3 protein-coding genes are annotated in these 2,671 nt (G+C 60.5%); 1 reads left to right on the top strand and 2 read right to left on the bottom strand.

What is annotated here, in order from left to right; translation table 11 throughout:
- Positions 1 to 49: 49 nt before the first annotated feature.
- Positions 50 to 715, bottom strand: a complete 666-nt coding sequence (locus HMPREF9538_RS13980; RefSeq protein WP_004177299.1) for an HAD family hydrolase — start codon at positions 713 to 715, stop codon at positions 50 to 52.
- 95 nt (positions 716 to 810) lie between these two features.
- Complete coding sequence (locus HMPREF9538_RS13975; RefSeq protein ID WP_032457110.1) at positions 811 to 1,686, bottom strand: DMT family transporter; 876 nt, start codon at positions 1,684 to 1,686, stop codon at positions 811 to 813.
- 412 nt (positions 1,687 to 2,098) lie between these two features.
- Between HMPREF9538_RS13975 and HMPREF9538_RS13970 the strand changes: the two genes are divergently transcribed.
- Positions 2,099 to 2,665 carry an NlpC/P60 family protein gene (locus tag HMPREF9538_RS13970; protein WP_032457111.1) on the top strand — a complete coding sequence of 189 codons (567 nt, stop codon included), beginning with the start codon at positions 2,099 to 2,101 and terminating at the stop codon, positions 2,663 to 2,665.
- Positions 2,666 to 2,671 lie beyond the last annotated feature (6 nt).

Here is a 2,671-nt window from a genome sequence, read left to right on the forward strand (position 1 = left end):
TCGTCCGGCTCCGACTGTCTGTAGGCCCGGCAAACATTTATCCGCTCCGCTATTCCAGCCGCCAGCTCAGCACCGGCCAGCCGTATCCGGCACCGGCCGCCTGCAGCTGCGGACAGGGATTGACCAGCCGCACGCGATCCGCATGCAGGCACAGCGGCAGATCGTTAATGGAATCGGTATAGAACGTCACCTCGCCGTCATACTGCGGATGCGCCTCGCGCCACTGCGCCAGACGCGCCACCTTCCCCTGCTGATAGCTGGGGATCCCGGTGATTTCACCGCTGTAGCCGCCGTCGACCATCGCCACGTCAATACCCAGCGCCTGATCGATCTCCAGCGCGGCGGCCACCGCCTGCACCAGCAGGCTAACCGAGGCGGAGATAATCAGCATCTGCTCTCCCTCGGCCCGCAGACGACGAATGAGCTCCCACGCCTGCGGATAGACCCGGGGCAGGATCGCCTCGCGCACGCAGCGGGCCACCAGCGCGTCAACGTCCGACTTCGGTATTCCGGCCAGCGGCGCCTGGATCAGGGCCACATAATCGGCGATATTCATCTCTCCTCGGTCATAATCCGCCATTAGCCGTGCCTCGCGGGCAAGATACCCCTTCTGCGTCGCCAGCCCTTCGCGAACCATAAACTGGCTCCAGACCGTACTGCTATCGCCCTGTATCAGGGTGTTATCGAGATCAAAAATCGTCAGCGTGTTGCCCATGGTACTTTCCCTTACTGGTCAAAATAAGCTGCCGGGAGCATGCGTAAAAAAGATGACAGGAAAATGAACCGGACGCCGCAGCGCCCGGCTCGCCATCAGCCGGCGCGGACCTTCGCGGTGCGGAATACCAGCACGATCCCGCCGACGATCGCCATCATACCGACCATCGCCGCCGCCGACAGCCGGTTGCCCAGCAGCAGATAATCCAGCAGCGCCGTGATCGCTGGCACCAGATAAAAGAGGCTGGTGACATTGACGATATTTCCCGCGCTCAGCAGACGGTACAGCAGCAGCTGGGCGACCACCGAAATCAGCAGCCCGAGAAACAGCACCGGAATAATCAACCCGGCGTTAACGGTAAACCGGAAGCCGCTGACCGGGGCAATCAGCAGGCACAGCCCCAGACTAACGGCATACTGCAGCGGCAGGACATCCGCCGGCGCCTGACGGCTGCGCTTTTGCCACAGCGCGCCAAAGGTCATCAGCAACAGCGCCGCCAGCGCAAACAGGATCCCCGCCGTCGCCGTCGCCATCGGCGAGGCCGCCAGGCTGCGCCACACCAGCAGCACCAGCCCCGCCAGGGCAAGCAGCAGTCCTGACAGCCGCCGCCCCTGCAGGCGGCGCTCCACCACGCAAAGCGTAAGGATGGGCTGGATCCCCATGATGGTGGCGATAAGTCCCGGCGTCACGCCGTTGGCCATCGCCTCGAAGTAACAGACCGAATAGCCGCCAATCAGCATCAGACCGGTGGCCGCTGTTTGCAGGCGGGTGCCCGGCGCGGGCAGCCAGCGCCGACGGACGATAGCCAGCGGCGCCAGCGCGACCAGGGCAACCAGAAAACGAAAGACCAGCAGCGCCATCGGCGAGGCGTTATCCAGTCCCCAGCGGGTGAAGATGGCCGCGCCGCCCCACAGCAGCACAAAAAGGGCCGTTGTCGCCTGCGAGGCGAGCAGAGAATAGCGAACGTGCATAGCATGCTCCAGAACGTCAAACACAAGGTATCAAGCGTCATACCGGCAGGTAAGCGCCTGCTAAAGACGGCGTTAAGCGCCGAAAACTACCCGGTCTGGAGGGGGAGGCGGTGGGCAGAGCGTGGCGAAGCGATGATGAGGCGCAGACGTCATCCACCCCGCGTCGAAAGCGGCGCCGGGCAAAGTCTCGCTAGAGATGGCGTAATGCGTCATGGAATGCCTCGTGAAATGTTCCTGTCAGCATCCTGGCACAGACCGTTGCGAAGTGACAACTGCCCTTTATGGCTGCTCCATCCCGAGGTTGTTTATTTTTAATCGTAAATAAACGTAAAGGCGGCCTCGGCTTATTCAGCCGTGGTTTTTAATCGGCTATAAAACAAAGCAGTCTGCTTGCTACTTCGAAAATAACGATATGAAGCCAAAACTGACGCATGCTCTCTTTTTAATTCCTTTTTTGTTGTTGGCAGGATGCTCCTCCTCACCGAAACAGGCAAAGAACACAAAATCTCATGCGGATATGACCATTGACGGCGGATCGGACGATCTGATCCCGGTGGTAGCGGCCCTGCATGATCAGATGCACACCTGGCAGGGAACCCCCTATGAATGGGGCGGTACTGAACAAAGCGGCGTCGACTGCTCGGGTTTCGTCTGGCGCACGCTGAAGGATCGCTTTACCCTGCCGATGGAGCGGATCACCACCCGCGAGCTGCTGCACATGGGCGTGCGGGTCAATAAGCGGGATTTACGTCCCGGCGATCTGGTGTTCTTCCGCACCCGGGCCGGGATGCACGTTGGCTTTTACGATACCGATCATAATTTCCTTCACGCCTCGAGCAGCCAGGGCGTGATGCGCTCTTCGCTGGACAACCCTTACTGGGAATCGGCGTTCTATCAGGCGCGTCGTCTGCCGAAGGAGTATAACGCGCAGATCACCATGAACAGCGACACCCTGCATCTGGCGAAGAATCGCCGCTAAAAAAAA

It is taken from the genome of Klebsiella sp. MS 92-3 (genome assembly GCF_000195655.1).
Classification (GTDB): Bacteria; Pseudomonadota; Gammaproteobacteria; order Enterobacterales; family Enterobacteriaceae; genus Klebsiella; species Klebsiella pneumoniae.

Excerpts from the sequence above, each read along its gene's own strand:
- HMPREF9538_RS13980 (WP_004177299.1), bottom strand. The coding sequence starts at position 715 with ATGGGCAACACGCTGACGATTTTTGATCTCGATAACACCCTGATACAG.
- HMPREF9538_RS13975 (WP_032457110.1), bottom strand. The coding sequence starts at position 1,686 with ATGCACGTTCGCTATTCTCTGCTCGCCTCGCAGGCGACAACGGCCCTT.
- HMPREF9538_RS13970 (WP_032457111.1), top strand. The coding sequence starts at position 2,099 with ATGAAGCCAAAACTGACGCATGCTCTCTTTTTAATTCCTTTTTTGTTG.